Annotated in this window: 21 protein-coding genes; 6 read left to right on the top strand and 15 right to left on the bottom strand. The window is 31.5% G+C overall.

Annotation, left to right across the window (positions count from 1 at the left end):
• Positions 1-114: 114 nt before the first annotated feature.
• The 6 genes from QWY99_RS06605 to pyrR all read right to left on the bottom strand — a co-directional run bounded on the left by QWY99_RS06605 (position 115) and on the right by pyrR (position 4,497).
• Positions 115-624, bottom strand: a complete 510-nt coding sequence (locus QWY99_RS06605) for a CAP domain-containing protein (protein ID WP_290262959.1) — start codon at positions 622-624, stop codon at positions 115-117.
• A gap of 174 nt (positions 625-798) precedes the next feature.
• Positions 799-1,443 (bottom strand): pyridoxamine 5'-phosphate oxidase, encoded by a 645-nt coding sequence (gene pdxH / locus QWY99_RS06600; RefSeq protein WP_290262957.1) that lies wholly within the window; start codon positions 1,441-1,443, stop codon positions 799-801.
• A 126-nt stretch (positions 1,444-1,569) separates the two neighbouring features.
• The gene (locus QWY99_RS06595; protein ID WP_290262955.1) at positions 1,570-2,475 is read right to left on the bottom strand and encodes a ribonuclease Z; all 906 of its coding nucleotides are present in this window, start codon (positions 2,473-2,475) and stop codon (positions 1,570-1,572) included.
• 97 nt (positions 2,476-2,572) lie between these two features.
• Entirely contained in the window at positions 2,573-2,905 is a 333-nt protein-coding gene (locus QWY99_RS06590) for a ribonuclease Z (RefSeq protein WP_290262953.1), read from the bottom strand.
• Between the two features lie 72 nt (positions 2,906-2,977).
• Positions 2,978-3,904 carry an aspartate carbamoyltransferase catalytic subunit gene (locus tag QWY99_RS06585; protein WP_290262951.1) on the bottom strand — a complete coding sequence of 309 codons (927 nt, stop codon included), beginning with the start codon at positions 3,902-3,904 and terminating at the stop codon, positions 2,978-2,980.
• 53 nt (positions 3,905-3,957) lie between these two features.
• Complete coding sequence (gene pyrR, locus QWY99_RS06580; protein WP_229987494.1) at positions 3,958-4,497, bottom strand: bifunctional pyr operon transcriptional regulator/uracil phosphoribosyltransferase PyrR; 540 nt, start codon at positions 4,495-4,497, stop codon at positions 3,958-3,960.
• Positions 4,498-4,770: 273 nt separating this feature from the next.
• Here pyrR and QWY99_RS06575 point away from each other — a divergent pair, with 273 nt between their 5' ends.
• Together QWY99_RS06575 and QWY99_RS06570 are read left to right on the top strand one after the other, a co-directional pair.
• Positions 4,771-5,277: a Crp/Fnr family transcriptional regulator gene (locus QWY99_RS06575; RefSeq protein WP_290262944.1), complete on the top strand. Its 507-nt coding sequence runs from the start codon at positions 4,771-4,773 to the stop codon at positions 5,275-5,277.
• A 57-nt stretch (positions 5,278-5,334) separates the two neighbouring features.
• The gene (locus QWY99_RS06570; protein ID WP_290262942.1) at positions 5,335-5,886 is read left to right on the top strand and encodes a DinB family protein; all 552 of its coding nucleotides are present in this window, start codon (positions 5,335-5,337) and stop codon (positions 5,884-5,886) included.
• A gap of 193 nt (positions 5,887-6,079) precedes the next feature.
• On the opposite strand, the gene QWY99_RS06565 is transcribed toward QWY99_RS06570, so the two are convergent.
• From QWY99_RS06565 to QWY99_RS06555, 3 genes are all read right to left on the bottom strand, one after another.
• The gene (locus QWY99_RS06565; RefSeq protein WP_290262940.1) at positions 6,080-6,496 is read right to left on the bottom strand and encodes a helix-turn-helix domain-containing protein; all 417 of its coding nucleotides are present in this window, start codon (positions 6,494-6,496) and stop codon (positions 6,080-6,082) included.
• Between the two features lie 187 nt (positions 6,497-6,683).
• On the bottom strand, positions 6,684-7,100 hold the full coding sequence (locus tag QWY99_RS06560; RefSeq protein WP_290262938.1) for a helix-turn-helix domain-containing protein: 417 nt from the start codon (positions 7,098-7,100) through the stop codon (positions 6,684-6,686).
• A gap of 102 nt (positions 7,101-7,202) precedes the next feature.
• Positions 7,203-8,408: a DUF418 domain-containing protein gene (locus tag QWY99_RS06555; protein WP_290262937.1), complete on the bottom strand. Its 1,206-nt coding sequence runs from the start codon at positions 8,406-8,408 to the stop codon at positions 7,203-7,205.
• A 256-nt stretch (positions 8,409-8,664) separates the two neighbouring features.
• Here QWY99_RS06555 and QWY99_RS06550 point away from each other — a divergent pair, with 256 nt between their 5' ends.
• The gene (locus tag QWY99_RS06550) at positions 8,665-8,838 is read left to right on the top strand and encodes a hypothetical protein (protein ID WP_290262934.1); all 174 of its coding nucleotides are present in this window, start codon (positions 8,665-8,667) and stop codon (positions 8,836-8,838) included.
• A gap of 62 nt (positions 8,839-8,900) precedes the next feature.
• Here QWY99_RS06550 and QWY99_RS06545 read toward each other — a convergent pair whose 3' ends face one another.
• The 5 genes from QWY99_RS06545 to QWY99_RS06525 form a co-directional block, all read right to left on the bottom strand.
• Positions 8,901-10,517 carry an ABC-F family ATP-binding cassette domain-containing protein gene (locus QWY99_RS06545; protein WP_290262932.1) on the bottom strand — a complete coding sequence of 539 codons (1,617 nt, stop codon included), beginning with the start codon at positions 10,515-10,517 and terminating at the stop codon, positions 8,901-8,903.
• 468 nt (positions 10,518-10,985) lie between these two features.
• On the bottom strand, positions 10,986-13,052 hold the full coding sequence (locus QWY99_RS06540) for a beta-N-acetylhexosaminidase (RefSeq protein WP_290262930.1): 2,067 nt from the start codon (positions 13,050-13,052) through the stop codon (positions 10,986-10,988).
• A gap of 161 nt (positions 13,053-13,213) precedes the next feature.
• Complete coding sequence (nagB, locus tag QWY99_RS06535; RefSeq protein ID WP_290262928.1) at positions 13,214-15,151, bottom strand: glucosamine-6-phosphate deaminase; 1,938 nt, start codon at positions 15,149-15,151, stop codon at positions 13,214-13,216.
• Between the two features lie 109 nt (positions 15,152-15,260).
• Positions 15,261-16,838 carry a SusD/RagB family nutrient-binding outer membrane lipoprotein gene (locus tag QWY99_RS06530; protein ID WP_290262926.1) on the bottom strand — a complete coding sequence of 526 codons (1,578 nt, stop codon included), beginning with the start codon at positions 16,836-16,838 and terminating at the stop codon, positions 15,261-15,263.
• 11 nt (positions 16,839-16,849) lie between these two features.
• Entirely contained in the window at positions 16,850-19,897 is a 3,048-nt protein-coding gene (locus QWY99_RS06525; RefSeq protein ID WP_290262924.1) for a SusC/RagA family TonB-linked outer membrane protein, read from the bottom strand.
• Positions 19,898-20,171: 274 nt separating this feature from the next.
• Between QWY99_RS06525 and QWY99_RS06520 the strand changes: the two genes are divergently transcribed.
• From QWY99_RS06520 to QWY99_RS06510, 3 genes are all read left to right on the top strand, one after another.
• On the top strand, positions 20,172-21,206 hold the full coding sequence (locus tag QWY99_RS06520; protein WP_290262922.1) for a sensor histidine kinase: 1,035 nt from the start codon (positions 20,172-20,174) through the stop codon (positions 21,204-21,206).
• On the top strand, positions 21,196-21,897 hold the full coding sequence (locus QWY99_RS06515) for a LytR/AlgR family response regulator transcription factor (protein ID WP_290262919.1): 702 nt from the start codon (positions 21,196-21,198) through the stop codon (positions 21,895-21,897). Before QWY99_RS06520 ends, QWY99_RS06515 begins: the two co-directional genes overlap by 11 nt.
• A 178-nt stretch (positions 21,898-22,075) precedes the next feature.
• A complete protein-coding gene (locus tag QWY99_RS06510) occupies positions 22,076-23,515 on the top strand; it encodes an MFS transporter (RefSeq protein WP_290262917.1) in 1,440 nt (479 codons plus the stop codon).
• 337 nt (positions 23,516-23,852) lie between these two features.
• Here QWY99_RS06510 and fsa read toward each other — a convergent pair whose 3' ends face one another.
• Positions 23,853-24,509, bottom strand: a complete 657-nt coding sequence (fsa, locus tag QWY99_RS06505; protein WP_035620438.1) for a fructose-6-phosphate aldolase — start codon at positions 24,507-24,509, stop codon at positions 23,853-23,855.
• Positions 24,510-24,551: the final 42 nt, after the last annotated feature.

Here is a 24,551-nt window from a genome sequence, read left to right as displayed (position 1 = left end):
AAATTAAATAGCCGTTATTAAATTAATAACGGCTATAACCTCAACTTAAATAAACCAGTAACATAAAAAGGGCTCTTTAATATCTATTCTTAGATTCTAAAAAATAGATTCAAATTATATTTTTGCAAAAATATTAGTATAATATTTTCTTCCATTTACAGGATCAATTTTTATTGCTAAGCCAAAATTCGTAAAATCTCCTTCGATATTACGTTTATGCCCTTCACTTGCAAGCCATGCTTTTAATACAGCTTCGGGTGTATTATAATTATAAGCTACATTCTCAGAAACTTTAATTGCACCTAAAACTTTGATAATATTTTCTGAACGAGCTACAAAATCATCATGATTTACAACTTTATTAGTAATCATATAAGCATTATGCTCGTCTGATTTAAAAGAGATATGATTAATTGCTTTTAGTTCATTTAATCCGATACTAACTCTATATTCATTAATCAATTTCATTGTCTCAAGTTCAGACTGATCATAAGTATAGTCAGTAACAACTGCAGAAGAAACACTTAATTCTTTGTTAGAAACAGAATCAACTGAATCAGAAGCACAAGAATTCATTGTGAACACTATTATCAATAGCGATAGGATATGATTTTTTAGTTTCATGATATCAGCAGTTTAAGTTTAAAGTAGATTGTGGGGCAAACTCCTTTTTAAAAATGGTATTTTATAAAATTTGTTTCTTTTTATTATTTAAATCTACATCTTTTATCGCTGAAATACCAAAAAAAATCGATGAACTACATTATAAATTACTTTAAAAAAGTAATTTTCTTACTTTTAAGACGAAAGCCTCTCAATCTTCCATGAATAATCCGCTTGCGTAACATACCGAATTCTATCATGTAAACGATTTGGCCTACCCTGCCAAAACTCAACCTCAACTGGAGTAACAAGAAATCCTCCCCAATGTTTAGGTCTAGGAATTGCTTTTCCTTCAAATTCTTTCTCTAAAGCTTTTAAATTTTCTTCTAAAAAAGTGCGTGACGGAATAACCTCACTCTGATTAGATACAATCGCGCCTAGTTTGCTTCCGTCTGGTCTTGTATCAAAATATCCATCAGAGACTGCCTCAGCTGTCTTTGTAGCAATACCTTTTATTATTACCTGACGTTCTGAATTTGGCCAAAAAAAAGACAAACAAACGTGTGGATTATTCTGTATCGCTTTCCCTTTTTCAGAATTATAATTAGTGTAAAAAATAAAACCTTCTTCTGAGAATTTCTTCAATAACACCACTCTCGATTTAGGAAAACCATCCAAACCTATGGTAGAAACAGTCATTGCATTTACTTCATCAACGCCACCAAAATCTTCTACCTCATGAAACCATCTATTAAAAAGATTAATAGGATCTTCTGGAATTGTGGTTTCTAGTAATTCACTTTTCTCGTAGGATTTTCTATAATTACTTAAATCATTCATTTTCTTAGATTTCTTAGATTGTTAGTCTTAATTAGTTTGTTGGGTTTTAAACGCTGGAAAATTAATTTTTAGATTGTTATAAGCTGAAAAATTATTGTAACTCATAATCACTGAGCCTTACCAATTTTAAAATTCAAAACTTCTTCCATCATCTGCCAATAGGACGTTCGGAAAGACAGTTTCTGCTTCTTCTTTAAACAATTCAATACTTTCATATCTAGTAGAGTAATGTCCTAGAACCAGTTGTTTAGCATTGGCTTTTAAAGCAATTGTAGCCGCTTCTTTTGCAGTTGAATGTAATGTTTTTAATGCTAGGCTTTCTTCAGATTGTAAAAAGGTGCTTTCATGATACAAGACATCAACATTTTCTATAATAGGAATTACAGCCTCATGATATACTGTATCAGAACAAAATGCATAACTTTTGGGAGGCAAAGGATCAGATGATAGTTTTTCGTTTGCAATGATTGTTCCATCATCCAAAGTTATATCTCCTCCATTTTTAATTTTCTGAAAGTAACAAGTATCAATATTATAATGTTGAACTGCATCGATATCAAGTTTTCTTTCACTTAATTTCTCTTGAAATAAAAACCCGTTGGTATATACACGGTGCTTTAATGGTATAGTCCTTACAATAACCTTTTGGTCTTCAAAAACAATTTCACTTTCATCTGATTTCAACTCATGAAAAAACAAACCATAATTTGTCCACGAACTAGATAGTTTTAGCTGAAGCAAAATGATTTCTTTAATTCCTTTTGGTCCATGAATATGTAAATCTGTAGTTCTGCCCAAAAGGCTGAATGTAGATATTAATCCGATGAGTCCGAAAAAATGATCTCCATGTAAATGCGAAATAAAAACATGATTAATTTTAGAAAATTTCACTTTGTTTTTACGCAATTGTACCTGAGTTCCTTCTCCACAATCTATAAGAAACAATCTATTTTTTATTTCTAATACCTGCGAAGTTGGATTGGTAAGTGTTCTTGGGGTTGCGGCATAACAGCCTAATATTGTTAATTTCAATTTTATGTTTGTTTATTCGTTTATTTGGCAAATCGGTTAATCGTTTAAGATTAAAGCATCAAAATAAATCGATTAAACAGTCGAAATTATCCAATTTTCAGAATCCTAAATCTCTTTCGATTTCATCCATTTCAATAATATCATGTGCCTCTAAAACAGAAGGAACAACAACTAAAGCATTTGGAACTGCATTATAGTCAATATCTGAAACTACAATGATAAAAGATTTTTTAGCTTTTTTTTGTTGCTTAGAAAGAGGCAACAATAATTTAATATCACTTATAGTTAAATCTTTATGAGCTAACAAATCGATAATAATATTGTGCTTCTCGTAAGTCTTAAACTGGCTCGTGATTTTATCCAAAAAAGAATTGAAATCTCCTTGAGTATCTTTAATTATTGTAGTATGTCCTTTTTGATCTACTTTCATTTTTTCAATTGCTATACTTTCATTTATTCCAAATAAATATATGGAATAACGAAGGTGTTTCTTTTTTAGAACTTATTGAATTTTTGAAGCCAAAAGATAGATAACTGCCATACGAACAGCTACTCCATTTTCGACTTGATTTAAAATAACTGAATGTTCTGAGTCAGCTACTTCTGATGTTATCTCTACTCCTCTATTTATTGGTCCTGGGTGCATAATTACAATCTCTTTATTGAGAGAGTCCAGCAATGCTTTATCAACGCCATATTGTTGTGAATATTCTCTTGTTGAAGGAAAAAAGTTTACATCCATTCTTTCGTTTTGTACACGAAGCATATTAGCAACATCACACCATTCTAAAGCTTTACGTAAATTTGGTTCAACTGTAACTCCAAGCGATTCAATATATCTAGGAATTAATGTTTTTGGCCCACATACTTTTACTTCGGCTCCTTGCATTTTTAAAGCATAAATATTAGATAATGCCACTCTTGAGTGTAAAATATCTCCAACAATAACTACTTTCTTTCCTGAAACATCACCTAGTTTTTCTCTAATCGAATAGCTATCTAATAATGCTTGAGTTGGGTGTTCGTGTGCTCCATCACCTGCGTTTACAATACTAGCCTTTACATTTTTAGATAAAAAATAAGCAGCTCCGGGATTGGCATGACGCATAACAACCATATCAACTTTCATTGAAAGGATGTTGTTTACTGTATCAATAAGCGTTTCTCCTTTTTTAACCGATGATTGGGCAGCAGAAAAACTAATAACATCGGCTGATAATCTTTTTTGGGCTAGTTCGAATGAAAGCTTTGTTCTTGTACTATTTTCGAAAAATATATTGGCAATCGTAATATCTCTTAAAGTAGGAACTTTTTTAATTGGTCTATTAATAACTTCCTTAAAATGATCGGCAGTTTCAAAAATTAGGTTAATATCATCTTCATTGATATATTTAATTCCTAACAAGTGATTTACGCTTAATTCTTTCATTTTCTTTTACGATTATTATTTTTGAATGGGTGACTTTTAATGAATCTGTTTGTTTAACTAGTTATCAAATAAACAACATCTTCACCATCATTTTCTTTCCAACTCACAATCACTTTCTCGTTATTGATAGCATCTACTTGTCTGCCACGATAATCTGGTTGTATTGGTAAATGTCGGCTAAAACGCCTGTCTATTAACACCAATAATTCAATTTCTGCAGGTCGTCCAAAAGATTGAATGGCTGTTAATGCCGATCGAATACTTCGTCCTGTAAATAAAACATCATCTATAAAAATGACTTTTTTATCTTCTACAATAAAATTGATTTGGGTTTTATTAGCTTCTAATGGTTTATCTGTTCTTCGAAAATCATCTCTAAAAAAAGTAATGTCCAAATAACCCAACGTAATCTCGGGTGTATTGTATTCTTTTTCTAATAATTCTTTCAATCGTTCTGCCAGGTAGACACCTCTAGGCTGTATTCCTACCAAAATCGTATCTGAAAAATCAAGATGCTTTTCTATCAATTGACAGGCCAAACGATGCAATATGATAGTAACTTCTTTTGAATTAAGTAATACTTTTTGACTCATAGTAAAGTGTAGTGTTTGGTTGGGCAAATATACAAAATCAGATTTTATTTGTTGGGGTGTTCGAGTGAGAAATATTATTTTTTGATTTTGAGGGTGATTTGAGAGGTTTTGAAATAGTTCCTGGAGTTATAACATTTTATTATAGCAAAAATTAAATCTTAGTCTTCATGAATTATTTTGATTTAATATTATATTTAGAAAAAACATTAACTTGCTTTTTAACAAGATATAAAATAAGGTTATCTACAAATATAGCAATCATTACATCATACAATGAAAGAAATAATCGAACTTTCTGAGAAAACAATAACTATTAATAGAAACGAATTCCTCAAAGTAAAGGGTAGTATTGATACTAACATCTATTTTATAGAAAGCGGAAGCTTACGAATTTTTGTTTTAGATGACAACGAAGAACATACCATTCGATTTGGTTATAAAGAGAACTTAATCATTTCTCTTGACTCTTTTTTAACAAACAAACCTTCTGATTTGTTTATTCAAGCAATTAAAAAATCTGTAATAAAAGTTATCACTAAACAACAAATAGAGCCCTTTTTAAAAATTGAAGCTAACAGAAATTTATGGATTGGAATTCTAGAAAACTTAACTGTTCAACAAATGGAACGTGAAATTGATATTTTGACAAATTCACCAAAAAAAAGATATGAGAGAGTCCTAAAGAGAAGTCCGCGACTTTTTCAGGAAATCCCAAATAGACTTATTGCCAATTATTTAAGAATGAGTCCTGAAACCTTATCACGATTAAAAAAGTATTGATTTCAATCAATATTTTATAAAAATACTTTTTGGAGTTTTGCACAAAAGCTTAAAACTATGCAATCAGAAAAATTAATACAATCACTTACTGAACAAACAAGACAAATCATTAATCAGGTTGAAGAACTAAAAACTAATGATTTACAAATCTTGAAATGGAAAGAAACCCCAGCTTCATGGAACATTTTAGAATGTTTAGAACATCTAAATTTATACAGTGATTTTTATATACCACAAATAGAAAGCAAAATAAAAAACTCAAAGACCAAACCAGAAAATCATTTCAAAAGCGGAGTTCTAGGAAGTTACTTTACCAAAAGCATGTTACCAAAAGAAAAGCTAAACAAAATGAAAACTTTTAAGGACAAAAACCCGTTAAACTCGAAACTTGACAAAAGTGTTATTGATAAATTTATTAATCAACAAATTGAATTATTAGCATTATTGGACCAATCAAAAAATATTAGCTTAAATAAAGTAAAAATACCAATCTCTATTTCAAAATTATTAAAGCTTAAATTAGGCGATACTTTTCAATTTCTCATCAATCATATCATCCGTCACTTACATCAAATTGAAAGAATACAAGAAAAAATGAAAAGCATCTAAAAATCCAAACACTCAAATACACAACGATAGAGATTATTTTTTACATATACCTGAAATTTTCAAACCTTAAATAAAAATCACAGGCGGACAATTAAAAAAAAAGGAAGCAATTAAGCTTCCTTTTTTAAAAAATATTTTTGAATTCAATAAACCAAAAATTATCAAAACAATAAGTTTTAAAATTCTACAACTCTTATTTCTCTTTTAGTAAATTCTCTAAATAAGTTACCTTGTCTTTTTCAGCTTCTAATAAACGTTCGTACAGTTTTTTATTCTCATCGTAAGACTCAACTAATTTGTCTAATGGATTAAAATTACAAATATTGTGAGCACCTATCGGTCCTTGATTCGTGCTATTATCGCTAAAATTATTGAAATAATTAAAAACGCCTTCATCAGAGAAATTCTTAATTGCTTCTGGAGTTACTCCTAAAGCTTTAGCTATTTCTATTAATTTTTCTTCTCCTATAGTTTCACTGTTTTCTATAATTGAAACAGCTTGCTGATTAGTTCCTAAAGCCTGCGCTAATGCTTCTTGCTTCATGTCTTTCAGTTCACGAATACGGCTAATTTTTCGCCCTATGTGATATGGGTTTGTTATTGTGCTCATAACTCAAAGGTAATAATTAGAAATAAAAACCAAGCTTTTGAAATTAATAAAATTTAAAATAACACTAAGCCAAACTACAATCCTTTTGTAAGCAACATTAGATTTCTTAATACATGAAAACTATAAAACATAAAAAAAGGAAGCAAATTAAGCTTCCTTTTTTACACTATTTCTAATATTGCAACTCTTATTTCTCTTTTAGTAAATTCTCTAAATAAGTTACTTTATCTTTTTCAGCTTCTAATAAACGCTCGTATAATTTTTTATTTTCATCAACAGCATCCATTAATTTATCTAATGGATTAAAATTACAAATATTATTAGTACCTATAAGGCCTTGATTTATACTATTATCATTAAAATTATTGAAATAATTAAAAACGCCTTCATCAGAGAAGTTCTTAATTGCTTCTGGAGTTACTCCTAAAGCTTTAGCTATTTCTATTAATTTTTCTTCTCCTATAGCCTCACTGTTTTCTATAATTGAAACAGCTTGCTGATTAGTTCCTAAAGCCTGCGCTAATGCTTCTTGCTTCATGTCTTTCAGTTCACGAATACGGCTAATTTTTCGCCCTATGTGATATGGGTTTGTTATTGTGCTCATAACTCAAAGGTAACAATTAGAAATAAAAAATCCATAAAAATATACTCAATAACCAATAATAGAAAGTTCGCATACTTTATGTCTTTATACAGTCACAGCACATTATGCTACAACTGCCTTTTTTTCTTTTCCAAAAGAAATCCAAGTCAGCTTGTGCCACAACGCTTCTAATGGGCCTTGCTTATGCGTTTTGAGCCACCAGGTACAGAATCCTAATTGTAATAAAAATAAAACGATACCTATTAATAAACTGAAGGTTGCTCCTGTATATTCATAAAGTCCTAAACCATAACGGTAGTAAATAAAAGATCCCAAAATTGATTGAGAGAAATAACTTGTCAGACTCATTTTTCCAAAAGGGATTAGTTTAATTAAAACTTTATTCACTGCTTCTTTTTGGTACAACAACACAAATGAGCTTACTAAAACAACCATAAAAGTTACATTTGACCAAGAGGTAAAAATAATCAGCAGACTATTTACTAAATCTTTATTTGCGATTAGTTCTGGCAAATAGGTCTTGAATGCAAAAAAGGGAATAAATAATAGAATTGCATATTGCGACGCTTTTTTCCAAAATGCAATACTAGCAGCTGAGGCTACAAAAAGTTGTTTCCTTCCAGCAATCATTCCGAACATAAACAAAGCAGGAGCCTGAAAAAACCTTCCATTTTCCCATGACCAAAATATCGAAGCCCATCTCCCGATTGATAGATTTCCAACTGAATGATCTATAAATGAATTTCCGCTAAAATAAGTATGCATATTTCCATAATAAGCATTTGATAAATTGAGTGGCAAAACATAATCTGGATTATAAAGAATATTAAATAAATTAAACCATTCCATCGGAAGCAATAACAAGAAAGTAGCAATTATCAATACATATTTGGTTTTCAGGTTACAAACTGGAATTAATAGCAATCCTAAAACGGCATACATCATTAATATATCTCCAGAAAAAAAGATTGTATTCACTAATCCAAAAACAAATAATATAGCGAGTCTCCAAACGTACCTCCATCTAAAATCGTTTCCTTTTTTACGCTGATTATCATATTGAATAAAGAAACTAAACCCAAAGAGTAGTGAAAAAATGGCATACGATTTTCCTGCAAAAATAAAAAACAAAGTATCCCAGATAATCTTATCCAATACTTTAATTGGTTCAGGTAAATATTCGGGTAAATAATAGAAATCAAAATGTTCTAAATTATGGAGCAACATTATCGCCATAATGGCTAAACCACGTAATGCATCTATCACTTCTATTCGAGGAGATTTTAAACTAAAGGCATTTTCTGACATATTCTTTTAAGGGTTTTAGTATAGTAAATAGACTCAAATATAATTTTATTCCTCTAAAATCTATAATCAAAATCCTCAATTATTACGTAACCTAACAACTTAATTTTCAATTATTATCATCTATTTTAACAAATACTAAAAATAGAATAATAAAACATTTTAGAGAAATTCTATAACATCTCATTTGTTTTTTTTCTTAATTTCACAATACCATAATAACGATTGTCTTTTTTTATTAATTTAAAAACATAAAATCATGAAAATTAAATTAACTACAATACTAGTCGCTTTAATAGTATCTTTTTCATTTACCAGTTGTGAAGCCATAGCAGGAATTTTTAAAGCAGGAATGGGAGTGGGTGCTTTTGCCGTAATTGCAATAATCGTTTTAATAATTTTCATAATTAGTAAAATCCTCGGAAAGAAATAATAAAAAAATCCCATTTGCTACAAACTAAGCAAATGGGATTTTTAAAAGATATCTTTTAAGTATTAAGAATACATTTTCACTCTTAATTCTTGAACTTTTTCATCATCTAGGTATTCATCAAATGTCATATAACGATCGATAACACCATTTGGCGTAAGCTCTACTACTCTATTACCAACAGTTTGTGCAAACTCATGATCATGAGTTGTAAAAATTACAGAGCCTTTAAAGTTTTTTAATGAGTTATTAAATGCTGTAATCGACTCCAAATCTAAGTGATTTGTTGGTTCATCTAGCATCAATACATTAGCTCTTTCCATCATCATTCGAGATAACATACAACGTACTTTTTCTCCTCCTGACAATACTCTACTTGTTTTTAAAGCTTCTTCTCCTGAGAAAATCATTTTCCCTAAGAATCCTCTAATAAAAACTTCATCACGTTCTTCTTCAGTTTTAGCATATTGACGTAACCAATCAACTAAGCTCAAATCATTTTCAAAGAAAGAATGATTCTCAGCTGGTAAATACGCTTGATTTGTAGTAATACCCCAATCAAAAGTACCAGAATCGGCAGCTTTATTATTGTTTAAGATTTCATAGAAAGCGGTAGTTGCACGTGAATCTTTAGAAAACAAAACAATTTTGTCTCCTTTTGCCATATTCAAATCTACTCCTTTAAATAAAAGATCTCCATCTATCGAAGCGCTTAAATTCTCGACATTTAAAATTTGATCTCCTGCCTCACGATCTTGATCAAAAATGATCGCTGGATAACGACGGCTAGAAGGCTTAATCTCTGAAATATTAAGCTTACTAATCATTTTTTTACGAGAAGTTGCTTGTTTAGACTTAGCAACGTTGGCACTAAAACGACGAATAAATTCTTCTAATTCTTGTTTCTTTTCTTCGGCTTTCTTGTTTTGTTGTGCACGTTGTTTTGCAGCTAATTGGCTAGACTCATACCAAAACGTATAGTTACCTGAATAATGGTTGATTTTACTAAAATCAATATCTGAAATGTGTGTACAAACCGAATCTAAAAAGTGACGGTCATGCGATACAACAATTACTGTATTTTCATAGTTTGCAAGAAATGTTTCTAACCAAGCGATTGTTTCAAAATCCAAATCGTTGGTAGGCTCATCCATGATAAGTAAATCTGGATTACCAAATAAGGCTTGTGCCAAAAGGACACGAACTTTAATTTTACCCTCTAGATCTCCCATTAATGTATAATGGTGCTCTTCTGCAATACCTAAATTAGACAACATCGAAGCAGCATCAGAATCAGCGTTCCATCCGTTCATTTCTTCAAATTGAACTTGTAACTCCCCTATTCTGTCTGCGTTTTTATCGTTATAGTCTAAATAAAGTTCATCCATTTCTTTCTTAACAGCGTACAATACCTTGTTCCCCATAATTACGGTTTCAAGAACTGTATGCTCATCAAACATATTGTGGTTTTGGTTTAAAACCGACATACGTTTTCCTGGCTCTAAATGGATATGTCCCGAAGTAGGATCCATTTCGCCTGAAATTATTTTAAGAAAAGTTGATTTCCCTGCACCATTGGCTCCGATAACTCCATAAATATTTCCGTGAGTGAAAGTTGTATTTACTTCGTCAAACAAAATTCGTTTGCCAAATTGTACCGATAAATTATTGACTGTTAACATGAATGTCTATTTAATTAATTTTGTGCAAAAGTAGTGAAAAAGGTTCAGAGGTACAAAGAAACTAAGGAGGTAAGTTTTTTTTATATGTTTTTGAACCATATAAGTCATACAAGCCCATTTAAACTAAAAAAACCTGACACAATGTGCCAGGTTTATAATGATTTCCTTTAGGTAAAAACCAAATAACAAATTACCTAAATTCTATGCATTTGTCCAAAATATGAAAAATCTAATTAAAAAATAAATAACCAAACTCAATTTTAACTGCCCCAATTTCTCATTTTTTTGAAATCTTAAATATTAAACTATATCTCATATATAAGCTTAAATATAAATTTTGATTCGAAAAAATCTAATCTAATTGCTTTTACCATAACCTATCTCTCCCAGAAATCTCTAGGAGAGATAATCACTAATTATGGCAACTAAACTTCAATTATTAATCACTCAAACTTTACTTTATATAATTTATATTAATTTTTTCAAACTTTCATAAACAGCCAATTCTACATCACCATACTCTTTAGAGTTACATTTTTCTAATAACTCATTTAAAACTGCTGGAGCAACTGTTGCTTTATTATCCAACACATTTACTAGTTGTTGTGATAGATCACTAAGATTATTTGCTAGAGGTAAAATAGGCTGAATCAAAGGTGCATTTTCACTTAAACTTGCAAGACTAGCTTTTAATCCAATCCATTTATTCAAGAAAGCAGTAACTTTAGCTTTATTTGCAACCGATTTATCTGCTAAATATTCTTTTACAACCTCATCAAAAGCAATTGCATCTGAAGCATCTGGTGTACAAGCATCTGCAAAAAGCGTGAATGGAGAATATGTTTGATATTCAACTCCTCCTTTGTTTCTCTTATATCCTTTTAAAGGCTCACATACATTTGAAAAATCGCTTAAAGGAGCAATATTTTGATTATTTGCTATATTTCTTAAGATCACATCTTTGTTTCTAATATGTGTGATTCCTAATTCTTCTAATCTAAAAGAAACAACTGCTAATCTTTTGCGTAAGCTACTTAAATCTCTAACATCTTCAGCAGACCATAATCTTTCTGCAATAGCTGCAGTTCTTGGCCAAAGTCTTGAATCCATTGTCAAAGGTGTAACAAGTTCAGTCCACATCGTAGCTTCACCACCTAATACTCTAGCTTTTTCTTCCGTAGTAAAATTGGCACTCTTAGGCAATGGATCATTTAAATAATGAGCTTCTACACCTTGAACCAAATCAATATAATATCCGTTTGATAAAACCGTTTTATATCCATTTTTAACAGCATCTGTTAATGATTTTCCAACTGCAACTCCTTCGTTCGGACCTCTCCATGCATGAATGATAGCATCTTTAGACATATCTTTGGTCATAATCTCTTCCCATCCCATCAATTGTTTACCATGTTTTTTAAGCATTGGAACCAATTTCATTGTAAAATAAGTTTGCAAGTCATGATTCGTTACTAACTTATTTTTCTTTTTGAACTCTTGAATCTTAGGGTTTGAATCCCAATCTTTCCCTTCGTTTTCATCTCCTCCAATATGAAAGTATGCACCTGGAAATAATGGACAAGTCTCGTCAAATATTTCACTTAACAATTGATATGTTTTAGGATTTGTTGGATCTAATGTAGGGCTAAAAACTCCTGCATTACGTTCAATGCTATATGTCGAAACTACTGCCGCTGTTGCACTACCCTCTGCATTTCCAGTAGAGATATTAACTACTTTACTTCCTATTTCTGGATAAGCTGTTAAAATAGCAGATGCATGACCTGGAACATCAATTTCTGGTACTACCATAATTCCACGTTCATCAGCATATTTTACAATATCTTTAATTTCTTCTTGCGTATAGAAAAAACCATCCGATGCTAATTCAGTAAGTTTAGGATGTTTTTTTAATTGAATTCTCCAACCTTGATCATCTACCAAATGCCAATGAAAAACATTCATTTTAACAGCTGCTAAGGCATCTAAATTTCTTTTAACAACATCTACAGGTTGAAAATGTCTTGCAACATCCATCATTAAACCTCTCCAAGTAAATCTTGGGAAATCTGAAATTTGAGAAACTGGAAAATAGTAAGAAGTACTATTGTTTTGTAACATTTGTAACAATGTTTCAAGACCATGCAATGCTCCTAAATCACTTGTTGCATTAATAGTAATTTGATTTTGTTTTATATCAAGATGATAACTCTCGTCTTCATATAAACCAATTTTACCACTCTTAGTGCAATTTATTTGTAATTGTGCTGTAGGTGCCGAATTTAACTTAGTCAAAAAATCTTGTTCAAAAAACAAACCTGTTCTTCCATCTAATCGTCTTAAAAAACGAGTTGCTGCACTAAAGATTCTTGGATTAGGATTTCCAGTAATATTCACTCTAAAACCTTTAGTTAGAGCAAATGTGCCTTGGCTTAAATTTACTGTTTGTGGCCAGGGCATAAGGTTTAATTGCTCTTTCTTTATTTGAGCATTTGCAACTATCCCAGAAAATAATAAAATCAATATATATTTCATACTTTTTGTTGTAAAGAGCCTTTTGCAATCAATAAATATTGACCTAAAAAACTCGGGGGTAAAAACAAAACTCAGAAGAAAACCTATTTGAACCTCTTTATCACTAAGATTGCCATCTGAATTTTGTAACTAAAATTATTCTAAATACTCTTTAAAACTTATTAATAATCAAAACGTTTAAAAGCTTCGATTGCTTCATATTCTGCTAGTCCTAAATCGTCATATAAAATTGCTGTGTTTTTATTACGATCTTCGGCTCTAACCCAAAACTCTCTTGAGTCGTTACCTTGAAACATCACTCTATCTTTTTGAGATTGGTGATACAAAATCGCATGACGTTTTAATAACACTTCTGATGGGCTTAACGGTACTGCCATGTCTATTTCATGAATATCCCATTCGTGCCAAGCACCTCGGTACAACCATAACCAACAATCATCCATATAAGGTTGTGGTTTTAATTCCTTCATTGCTGCGAATATGGCATTTAAACATACTTCGTGCGTTCCGTGTGGATCTGCTAAATCTCCTGCGGCAAATACCTGATGTGGTTTTATTTTTTCGATAATATCTTTTACGATAGCTATATCTTCAAGACCTAACGGATTTTTCTTGATTTGTCCTGTCTCATAAAATGGAAGATCTAGGAAATGGGTATTTTCATCTTTTAATCCAATATATCTCGTTGCTGCATACGATTCTCTTCGACGGATAAGTCCTTTTAACTTCCTCACTTCCAATGAATCAATTTGATTTTCCGATTTATTATTCAGAAAGTCAATCACAGATTTGAAATTTATTTTTGCGCCTGCATCAGCAATAAAATCATTACTAACCTCAGCAAACTTTAATGCCTCATCATCAGTTACTGCAATATTTCCAGAGGTTTGATATACTACGTGTACATCATGCCCTTGTTTTATTAATTTTGAGAATGTTCCCCCCATTGAGATAACGTCATCATCCGGATGTGGACTAAAAAGGATAATTCTTTTCTTAGCTGGATTGGCTCTCTCTGGACGATGTGAATCGTCTGTATTGGGTTTTCCTCCTGGCCATCCTGTAATCGTATGTTGTAATACGTTGAACATATTAATGTTCAAATCGTAAGCAGAACCTTCTTGAGCCAATAAATCGGACATTCCGTTATTGTTGTAATCTCTATCAGTTAATTTTAAAATAGATTGTTTTGTTTTTTGACACAACCAAACAATCGCTTTACTTTTTAATTCTTGATTCCAAATACATTCTCCTACTAGCCAAGGTGTTTTAAAACGTGTTAGTTCTGATGCCGCCGATTGATCTAATACAAAAGTTGCATTACCGTGGTTTTGCAAAAATGTAGCTGGAACTTCTGAGCTAATATCACCTTGAATGGTTCTCTTAATAATATCGGCTTTGTTTTGTCCCCAAGCCATCAGTACTATTCTTTTGGATCTGAGAATTGTAGATACTCCCATTGTAATAGCCCTTTTTGGCACATTATCAATCCCGTTAAAATCGGAAGAAGCATCTACTCTCGTTATATGATCCAAAGTAATAATACGTGTTCCTGAATTTATATGTGAACCCGGCTCGTTAAATCCTACGTGCCCTGTACGACCAATTCCTAATAATTGAAAATCTAGTCCTCCAGCATTTTTAATATTCATCTCATAATCAATACAATATTGATTCAATTCATCAATCGAAACCGTACCATCTGGAATATTTACATTCTCTGGTTTAATATCGATATGATTAAACAAATGTTGATGCATGAAATGGTGGTAACTCTGTTTGTTTTCTTTAGTCATCGGATAATATTCATCCAAATTAAAAGTAACAACATTGCTAAAACTTAATCCTTCTTCATTGTGCATTCTAACTAATTCTTCATACACTTTTATAGGTGAAGAACCTGTAGCTAAACCTAGTACACAAGATTTGTTCTTTTCTTGTTTTGATCTAATTAATTGAGCAATTTCCTGCGCAACAATTATCGATGCTTCGGTAGAATTCTTGAAGATTTCATTGTGGATTTTTTCAAATCGTGTCTCTTCAAATTTACCAGCGCTTTTATAACTAATGTCTGGTTTAATTTCTATAGCACTTTTCATTTTATTTTTTTTATAATATTTATTGTAAAGACATGCAAGTTTAAAAGAGGCATAAGTAATTTTCATTACTTATGCCACTTACATTCTTTCTTAAAAATTTGATTTTTTATTAGAAGTTAGGACCAGTAGTATCCCACCAAGTTCTAGTTCCACCATGATCAGGTCCTCCAAGTTTTGCAATACCTGTTTTAAGACCTTCAGGATTTCCATCTTTTTCAGTCTGTACAAAATTTATTCTTCTTACACCAAGTTCGGTACTAATTTTACCTCCACTTTGATTATTAAGAACTGGTAACAATTTAGGATAACCCGTTCTACGGTGATCAGACCAAGCTTCGAAACCATCAGGGAAGTTAGCAATCCATTTTTGAGTGATAATTTTTTGTAATTTCACCTCATTAGTTGCTGCAGGATCCCAAGCAATAGTCACTTTATTTACAGCTAAACCACTATTAAATGAAGCAACTGGATCTACGTAATCTTTAGCCGTTTTTACATTATCTAGAATGTAATCAGCGGCACCACCAGTAGCAAGTTGATCAAAAGATGCAGTAATACCAGCTTTATAAAATGTTCCTGCATCACCACCCATATTCCAACCTCTTAAAGCTCCTTCAGCTCTTAAGAAATAAATTTCAGCCGTATTTAACCAAACAACTTGTTTGTCTTCTTTAATTATCTTACCGAAGTTAGAAAAATCTTGATGTAACGTTTTGTCTCCCATAATTCCTCCAGTACGAATTCCTTTATATTCTCCAGGATATTTTATAGAGGTAGCAAAATAAACTTTCATTCTAGGATCATTATATCCACCCATAATAGACTCCATATCTGCAGACATACGACTATCATTATAATCATAAGAAACTACTCTAAGAGGATGTTGCGACACATCTTTATTTACGATAAAAGTATCATCAGCCGTAGTCATTACACCAAATTTTTGACTAACTGCTTTTTCAGCTTCTGCTTTTGCTAATGCTGGATTAACTTTTACAATACGCATCGCTAATCTTAATCTTAAAGAATTAGCATATATAACCCATCTTTTGTAATCTCCTTTGTATGATGAACGATCAATATTATTAAAAGAACTTTCCTCTCCTGCATCAACTCTTTTTGTCAATTCTGCAACAGCAAAATCTAAGTCTTTAAACATAAATCCATAAACTTCTTCTTGAGAATCATACCCAATTGCTGGATCGGTAGTACCAAATTTAGAGTATACAATTGGACCCCATGCATCTGCTACTTTATGTAAAGTTTGTACTTTTATAATTGTAGCAAGAGCAAAAAACTCATCATATTTACCTTTAGCTTCTCTTTCTACTTTGAAGAAATTCGCCATCACTTGTGCATAAGCTGCTTCCCAAGCCCAAAGATTCCAGTTGTCAGAAAGTGCATACGAAAGATTATTGGCCCCATCGAAACCTGGTGCAGCTGTATATCCACCCCAATTGTTTCCAGATAAATCATTAGCCAACTGGTATTTCCAACCTGGAGTATTAACTCCTACGTTGTCAAACATAGTTTTAAAAGGCCCGTTGATGTGATTAAAGTCCTGAGTTGTTTCCAAATAGGTAAAAGCATCAGGATTACTGTTAATTTCATTAAAATTATCTGTACAACCAACTAAGGTTAAAAGACCAAAACAGATTAATGATTTTTTTATATGATTTGTTTTCATGATTTTTTAAATTAGAAAGTTACATTTAAATTAAGTCCAATGCTTTTTGTTGATGGTGCACCATATATATCAACACCTTGTAAACCTTGACCTGTACTTAAAGCAATGTTAGGATCAAATGGAGCATCTTTATAAATGAAGAATAAATTTCTTGCTATTAATGATAAAGTCGCTGTGTTAACAAATGGAATAACTTTTTTATTAAAAGTATAACCTAATGAAACCTCTCTTAAACTAACGTTTGTTGCATCATAAACATACTCAGCAGTAGCTCCAGCAAATCCACCAACTGCACTGTAATATTGTTCAGCTGGCATTGAAGTCACTTTTGAACCATCTGGTTTAACTCCATTAATTGGAACACCACCAGCATTTCTTGCATCTCCAGTTCTTTTTGAAACTCCATAAGAGTCATTCATAGCCTCAGTAATACTCATTACATCTCCTCCAAAACGTCCGTCAATCAAGAAGTTAGCCGTAAAAGCACCAATTTTAAATGTGTTAGACCAACCTAACATAAAATCTGGATTTGAATTCCCTACTTCTTTAAATTTACCATCAACAGATAAATTACCTTTTGAATCTAAAATAATTTCCCCTTTATCGTTTTTAAGAATCTCTTTTCCTTCAATAATTCCAAAAGGTCTACCTTCAGTTAAAGCATATCTGTAGTTAACATTGTTTACAGGAGTTAAAGGAATTGAACCTCCTAATTCTGAAGGGATTTCTTTAACTGTATTCTTGTTTTGAGAATAGTTTATTGTAGTATCCCATGAAAATTTATCTCCTTTAATAATTTTTCCAGTAAGAACAACCTCAAAACCTTTATTTTCAATGCTACCAGCATTAATTCCGTAAAAAGTATAACCAAAAGGATTTGTTGAAGGCGCAGGAACTTGAATATATTGATTTTTAGTTTCTGATTTATAATAAGAAACCTCTAAACCTAATCTGTTATCAAACATTCTCCACTCAGTACCAAACTCATATTCTGATTTTAGCTCTGGTTTTAATCCTTCTCCAGGTCTAGGCCCAACTATAGGAGAAATAAGGTTACCTCCTTGAACAGTTGATTTTGGTGAAGTTACGAAAGCCGAAACATCATTACCAACTTCTGCATAAGTTGCTCTAATTTTTCCAAAATTAATCCAATCTGGCATAGTTGCCATCTCGCTAATAATAGCCGTTGCTCCTACAGATGGGTAAAAATAAGATCCTGTTTTTGTATTTACTAAAGTAGAAGACCAATCATTACGTCCAGTAATATCTAAATACAACATGTTTTTATAACCAAAAGTAGTAGAAGCAAATACAGACTGAACCTCTCTTGAAGAACCAGTAGACTGAAGACTTAAATTATCTACTCCTTTATTACTTCCAAAGTTACCTAATGTAAAAAGGTTAGCATTAATAAGTCCTGGAGTAATACCCGAATCTAAAACAGTCGCGTCATTTGCTAGTGTATTATTAATACTTGCACCTACTATTGCATTAAAACTAAAATTCTCATTGAAGTTAGTATTAATTTTAGCAATTAAATCTCCATAACGTTGAGTACTTAATGTATTTATATTAATATATCTTCCATTTACACCAGCCAAAGTATTATTTGTAGTAGCATAAATTCTTTTATCGAAATCATTTTCAATTCTATTATAACTATATCTTGCTCCAATACTCAACCAATTGTTAGCTTTAAAATCTAAAGCTAAATTTCCGTTAAAGAAATTATCTTTATCCACAGATTTGTTTCTGTTGATTAACCAATAAGGGTTTTGAACATAAATATCAGAATTCAATGGAGTATAAAAATTTTGACCATAAAGATTTCTATTAGGCATAAATACTTCAAAATTATTTTTATAATAATCGAAATCATTAGCTCTTTGGAACAAATAAACTCCTGTTAAAGGATTTGAATAAAGTCCATTTACTGGTCTATTGTCGATAGTTTGACTTGTGTATTTTGCATCAGCTGAAACAGTTAATTTATTATTAAAAAATTTAGCTGTTTGACGAATTCCGAAATTATTTTTCTTTAATCCGTTTCCTTCCATAACCCCAGAAGCAGTAGTATTAGCATAAGATAAACTTGTAGTAGCAATATCTGATCCTGACGTAAATGCCAAAGATGTAATTTGAGTAACACCAGTATTAAAGAAATCTTTAACGAAATCTTTTGAATCTACTTTTCCGCCCCAAGATTTTTGTGCGTTAAGAGTTCCGTATTCATTTTGGAATTTTGGTAAAGAATGTACCGATTCAAAAGTAGTAACAGAAGAAACAGCTAAATTTGAACTATTTTCTTTAGTCTTCTTAGAAGAAAGTAAAATAACACCGTTAGCTCCTTGAGAACCATACAATACAGTTGCAGCAGCTCCTTTAAGTACAGTCATTCCTTCATAATCATCTGGATTAATTAAAGAAACAACATCACCTCCGTCACGGTTACCACCAGCAGTACTACCAAAAGAATCGTTTGGTTGATTCGAACTTCCGTTATACAAAGGAATACCATCAATAACATAAAGAGGTTGACTATTAGTAATAGAAGAGTTACCACGAATAAGTACTTTTGTAGATCCTCCAGTACCACCAGAACTCTTAGTTACTGCAACACCGGCAATTTTACCAGCAATTGTATTAATAACGTTAGCATCTTTTACACGTGTTAATTCTTCTCCTTTTAATTCTTGTGCAGAATATGTTAAAGACTTTTTCGATTTTTTAACACCTAATGAAGTCACGACAACTTCATTTAAAGCATTCGAACTTGCATTTTGTAATTTTACATTAATAGTAGTTGCATCTCCAACTACAATATTTTGCGTTTCTAAACCTACATAAGTAAAAACCAATGTTTGTCCTTTTTGAGCTTCAATAGAAAACACACCGTCAAAATCGGTAATAGCTCCCTTTTGTCCCCCTTGAACTGCAACGGAAGCCCCTGGCAACGGCAGTCCATCAGAATCTGTAATCACACCTTTGATATTTTTTACTTGAGCAAGCGAAACTTGAGCCGTAAAAACAATCATAAAGATTAAGAAAATTTTTTTCATGTTTATTTTTTTTGTTAGTTATGTAGCAAATCTATTCTTAACGTATTGTTAAAAAAAATAAATTATACCAACAACAACAAACTTTAAACGAACGACATAAAATAATCAATAATACGCTATACGAAAACGTTTTCAGACTGAAAAAATGACGATTTTTATATTTTTTTTAAAATTTTAAATAAAAAATAGTTGATTTCATTAACAAATTGTTTAAAGTTGCACAAAATATCTTCACACAATAAAACCTACATAATAATTGAAAGCAATCAGTAAAATGAAATTTGATATTAAACTTCAAAATCACCTTTGGTTTTGGGGAGTTTACTTTATATTAAATTTTTTAAGATGGGGAGCCTATTTTAATGATTATCCTTATTCCTTTAAATCAAACCTTATAGAATTCTCATTACACATACCTTTAGTATATTTTAATCTATTTGTTCTGGTACCTCGTTATGTATTAAAATCAAAATATACCAAATACACATTTAGTCTAATACTGAGCTTGTTTGCAATTTATTTAATAAAAACGGCTCTTACCTATTATATAATATCACAAGATATTTGGCCAGAAGCAAATCGTGAATACAAACCTTTTGAAATAAATCATATTGTAGCGGTATGCATTGGTGAATTATATGTAGTAGCAATGGCTTCTTCTGTATATCTAACTCTTACATGGTTGAGAGAAAGAGAAAGAAATCGATCGTTGAGAGAAAATCAATTTAAAATTAAATTAAAATATCTTGAAAACCAGATACAACCCCATTTTTTCTTTAACACTCTAAATAACCTATACGCATTATCTCTAGAATCATCTGATAAAGTTCCAGATGTGATTATCAAACTTTCTAAATTAATGGAATATGTTTTATATGACATAAAAGGAACGAAATATGTTAAATTAATTCAAGAGATTGATTACATCCATAATTATGTTGAAATAGAAAAACTCCGATTCGAAAATGTCGAAGTAAGCATCAATCTAGAATCAGACATAGACGAGGTAGAAGTTCCTCCTTTGATATTCATCTCGTTAATAGAAAATGCTTTTAAACATGGAGGCCTTAATAATCCCAATTTAAAGATAAAAGTAAATTGTAAAATCATTGATAATAAAATACTGGATTTTGAAGTAATAAATAATTTTGTACATTCACAAAATCTAAATACTAAAAAAGGGATTGGTTTAACTAACACACTAAAAAGACTAAGACTAATCTACAAAAACAGTTACAATTTAGAATCCAAAACCAAATTTAATTATTACATAATTCGCTTGCAAATACCTATTAATAATGAAGATTAAATGCGTATTGATTGACGATGAACCATTGGCAATCAAAGTTCTACAAAACTATTTCACAAATTTTACCGATTTTGAAGTTACCGGTACTTTTGTTAACGCACTTGAAGCGCTAGATTTTATAAACAATACTAGCGTCGATGCTGTATTCTTGGATATTAATATGCCAATGATGACCGGCTTTGAACTCATTAGCCTAATAGAAAACAAAACAAAAGTTATTATAACCACAGCTTTTAGAGAGTTTGCAGCTGAAAGTTATGATCTTGAAGTTTTAGATTATTTAGTAAAACCTATTCCATTACCTCGATTTATAAAATGCATCAATAAAATTACAACTGAATACAATTTAAAGAACAACATTAAGATTGAAAATCACCGTGTTGAACCGCATCTTTTTATCAAAGTTGATAAAAAAATGATAAAGATAAACATTGATGAAATTTTATTTGTAGAAGGAATGAAAGAATACATTAAGGTTGTAACCCTTGATAAAACATACATCACACACAAGTCATTAACAGCATTATCAGATGAATTACCTGCTGATAGATTCATGCGTATTCACAAATCCTATCTAATTGCAGTCAATAAAGTGAAATTCATTGAAGGAAACCGAATACAAATCCAATCTTTCACTCTCCCTATAGGTAGGAATTATAGCAAAGAAGTAAAGAGTAAAATACTGGAATAAACCCCTCAATATCATTTGTTTTACGTTACCAAAAAACAACACTTTGTTGAATAATTCATGCCGTTGGTATAAATTTAACATTATTTGTTCCGTTTTATTTTTTTTTCATCGAGTTAACAAATACATTTACGCTCGTCAAAAAACAAATAAAAACAAATTAAATTAACCTTATCACATTATGAGTTCAGAAAATGTACAAACAAAATGGGGACAATTTATTCCTCTAGTGGTCGTATTCTTCTTCTGGGGATTCGTTGCAGCTAGTAATGATATATTAATCCCAGTATTTAAAACAGCCTTTAATTTATCACAAGGAGAAAGTCAGTTAGTATCATTAGCATTTTATATAGCTTATACTGTTGGATCTTTAATATATATGGGTATTTCTTACTTAATCAAAGAAGATTTAGTCAACAAAATTGGTTACAAAAACGGTTTATCATTAGGTTTATTAATTTCAGCTTTAGGAACATTATTATTTTATCCAGCTGCAAACACAGGATCTTTTCCATTAATGTTATCAGGTTTATTCATTGTTGCATTAGGATTCTCATTACAACAAACAGTTGCCAACCCGTTAGCAATCGCTTTAGGCCCTATTTCAACAGGCTCACAGCGTTTAACTCTAGCAGGTGGAATCAACAACCTTGGAACAACAATTGGTCCGTTAATCGTGAGTTTTGCAATCTTTGGATCAAGTGTTGACAAAACAACTACTTTAAGCATCGAAAGTGTAAAAATCCCTTATTTAATACTAGGATTTGCTTTCTTATTAGTTGCAATATTATTAAAATTCTCATCTCTTCCAGACAGACCAGCTTTAGTACAAGAAGACGCTGCAATTGAAGGTTCAATTGCAAAAAAATCTGCTTTACAATACCCACAATTAGTTATGGGAATGATTGCAATCTTTTTATATGTAGGAGTTGAAGTATCTACAGCGAGTAACTTACCTGCTTATATGGAAACCAAATTAGGATTCTTAACACACGAAGTAGCACCGTATATCTCGCTATACTGGGCGAGTTTAATGATTGGTCGTTGGACAGGTGCTGTTGAAGCATTTACAAATGACCTTAGCTTACAAAAAATATTACGTTTCTTAGCTCCATATTTAGCATTTGGTGTATTCTTAGGAGTAAATGCAATTGCAAAACACGATTTAACTCCATTCTATATCTACGGATTAATCATTTTAGTACTTATTGCTGCCGATATCGCTAGTAAAGGAAACCCAGCTAGAATGTTACTTATATTTTCTTCATTAGGAATCATTGCTCTTGCAATTGGTATGTCAACTCACGGAATGGTCAGCGTTTACGCAATTACTAGTGTTGGTCTTTTCTGTAGTACATTATGGCCTTGTATCTTTACATTAGCAGTAAGCGGACTAGGAAAAAACACAAGCCAAGGAAGTAGTTTCTTAATCATGATGATCATGGGTGGTGGAGTAATCAGTTGGCTACAAGGTTACGTTTCAGAAAGTATCGGAATCCAAGCTAGTTACATCATTGGTGTTTTATGTTTTGCTTACCTTGCATTTTACGCTTGGAAAGTAAGCGGAATCCTTAAGAAACAAGGAATAAGCTTCGACAAAAAATTATCAGGTGGTCACTAATAAACACCTACCAAAATAGAAAAGTCCCATTTTACAATGGGACTTTTTTTTTGCATTGATACGAAAACTGCAGGGATACAAAAAGTAGCTAACACAAAATCGTTTTTTTTAGAATCCTACATTACCTCAATCTTGTCTTTCTGAGGTACGAAGACCCGAGTGATAGCGAATAGAAGAAGTAATCGCACCTAGTAGCTCAACAATCTAGTAATACTTTACCTAGTTACTTACGGAGATTCTTCGTGCCTCAGAAAGACAAGATTGCAGTTAAAAAAAAGCATAAAAAAACCGCCCTATTTTATTACAAACAGGCGGTTCAAAATTATTTTAAGGAAAATTATTTATTCCCTTTTTCAAAATCAGCAACAAACTGTGCCAATCCGATATCTGTTAATGGGTGTTTCAATAAACCATAAATTGCAGAAAGAGGCCCAGTCATAACATCAGCACCAATTTTAGCACAGTTTACGATATGCATAGTGTGACGTACCGAAGCAGCCAAAATTTCAGTTTCATAACCGTAGTTATCATAAATCAATCTAATTTCTTCTATAAGTGCTAAACCGTCTGTAGAAACATCATCTAAACGACCAATAAAAGGAGAAACATAAGTCGCACCAGCTTTAGCTGCCAATAAAGCTTGTCCAGCCGAGAATACTAAAGTTACGTTTGTTTTAATTCCTTTATCAGAGAAATATTTAGCAGCCATAACCCCCTCTTTAGTCATTGGTAATTTAACCACGATTTGCTCGTGTAATTCAGCCAATTCTTCTCCTTCTTTAATCATTCCGTCGTAATCCAAAGCATTAACTTCGGCACTAACATCACCTTCAACAAGGTTACAAATGTCAACGTAATGTTTCAAAATATTATTTTTTCCAGTAATTCCTTCTTTTGCCATCAATGATGGATTAGTAGTAACTCCGTCTAAAACACCTAATGCTTGTGCTTCTTTAATTTGAGCTAAATTAGCTGTGTCAATAAAAAATTTCATATGTATTATATTTAATTGTGTTCCAATATTTGGGCGTGACCC

The sequence above is a fragment of the Flavobacterium branchiarum genome (assembly GCF_030409845.1).
Taxonomy (GTDB): domain Bacteria; phylum Bacteroidota; class Bacteroidia; order Flavobacteriales; family Flavobacteriaceae; genus Flavobacterium; species Flavobacterium branchiarum.
This window is presented reverse-complemented; position numbering and strand designations above follow the sequence as displayed.

Coding starts and splice junctions, on each gene's coding strand:
- QWY99_RS06605 (WP_290262959.1), bottom strand. CDS start 624: ATGAAACTAAAAAATCATATCCTATCGCTATTGATAATAGTGTTCACA.
- pdxH (WP_290262957.1), bottom strand. CDS start 1,443: ATGAATGATTTAAGTAATTATAGAAAATCCTACGAGAAAAGTGAATTA.
- QWY99_RS06590 (WP_290262953.1), bottom strand. CDS start 2,905: ATGAAAGTAGATCAAAAAGGACATACTACAATAATTAAAGATACTCAA.
- QWY99_RS06585 (WP_290262951.1), bottom strand. CDS start 3,904: ATGAAAGAATTAAGCGTAAATCACTTGTTAGGAATTAAATATATCAAT.
- pyrR (WP_229987494.1), bottom strand. CDS start 4,497: ATGAGTCAAAAAGTATTACTTAATTCAAAAGAAGTTACTATCATATTG.
- QWY99_RS06575 (WP_290262944.1), top strand. CDS start 4,771: ATGAAAGAAATAATCGAACTTTCTGAGAAAACAATAACTATTAATAGA.
- QWY99_RS06570 (WP_290262942.1), top strand. CDS start 5,335: ATGCAATCAGAAAAATTAATACAATCACTTACTGAACAAACAAGACAA.
- QWY99_RS06565 (WP_290262940.1), bottom strand. CDS start 6,496: ATGAGCACAATAACAAACCCATATCACATAGGGCGAAAAATTAGCCGT.
- QWY99_RS06560 (WP_290262938.1), bottom strand. CDS start 7,100: ATGAGCACAATAACAAACCCATATCACATAGGGCGAAAAATTAGCCGT.
- QWY99_RS06555 (WP_290262937.1), bottom strand. CDS start 8,408: ATGTCAGAAAATGCCTTTAGTTTAAAATCTCCTCGAATAGAAGTGATA.
- QWY99_RS06550 (WP_290262934.1), top strand. CDS start 8,665: ATGAAAATTAAATTAACTACAATACTAGTCGCTTTAATAGTATCTTTT.
- QWY99_RS06545 (WP_290262932.1), bottom strand. CDS start 10,517: ATGTTAACAGTCAATAATTTATCGGTACAATTTGGCAAACGAATTTTG.
- QWY99_RS06540 (WP_290262930.1), bottom strand. CDS start 13,052: ATGAAATATATATTGATTTTATTATTTTCTGGGATAGTTGCAAATGCT.
- nagB (WP_290262928.1), bottom strand. CDS start 15,151: ATGAAAAGTGCTATAGAAATTAAACCAGACATTAGTTATAAAAGCGCT.
- QWY99_RS06530 (WP_290262926.1), bottom strand. CDS start 16,838: ATGAAAACAAATCATATAAAAAAATCATTAATCTGTTTTGGTCTTTTA.
- QWY99_RS06525 (WP_290262924.1), bottom strand. CDS start 19,897: ATGAAAAAAATTTTCTTAATCTTTATGATTGTTTTTACGGCTCAAGTT.
- QWY99_RS06520 (WP_290262922.1), top strand. CDS start 20,172: ATGAAATTTGATATTAAACTTCAAAATCACCTTTGGTTTTGGGGAGTT.
- QWY99_RS06515 (WP_290262919.1), top strand. CDS start 21,196: ATGAAGATTAAATGCGTATTGATTGACGATGAACCATTGGCAATCAAA.
- QWY99_RS06510 (WP_290262917.1), top strand. CDS start 22,076: ATGAGTTCAGAAAATGTACAAACAAAATGGGGACAATTTATTCCTCTA.
- fsa (WP_035620438.1), bottom strand. CDS start 24,509: ATGAAATTTTTTATTGACACAGCTAATTTAGCTCAAATTAAAGAAGCA.